Consider the following 347-nt stretch of genomic DNA (forward strand, 5'->3'; position numbering starts at 1 on the left):
AGGTAGTGCGCGCACAGCGCGGCGAAGCGGTCGTTGACGTCGCGCTTCTTGCCGCGGCCGACGCGATCTACCGCCGTCTTCATGTTGTCGTAGATGCCCCGGCGCGCCACGCCGCCCAGGGCCGCGAAGCTGCGCGTGTGTGCGTCGAACAGCATCTCGTGGCCCTGGCTGGGGTAAGCCACCAGCCAGAAGGCCCGGCTGGCGCACAGCTTCATGTGCGCCACCTGCAGCCGCTGGTACACGCCGCCGATGACCAGCGGCTCCTCACTCCAGTCGAACTGGAAGGCCTCGCCGAGTTCGAAGCTCAGCGGCACGTAGGCGTCGCCCGTCGCGGCACTGCCCTGAGC

The 347-nt window shown here is 69.2% G+C and carries 1 protein-coding gene; it reads right to left on the reverse strand.

Going from position 1 to position 347, the window contains the following annotated elements:
• Positions 1–347 (reverse strand): IS21 family transposase (locus tag ACG04R_RS28445; RefSeq protein WP_474103943.1); only part of this gene is annotated, 347 nt, incomplete at both ends.

This window comes from Pelomonas candidula (assembly GCF_043555985.1).
Taxonomy (GTDB): Bacteria; Pseudomonadota; Gammaproteobacteria; order Burkholderiales; family Burkholderiaceae_C; genus Pelomonas; species Pelomonas candidula.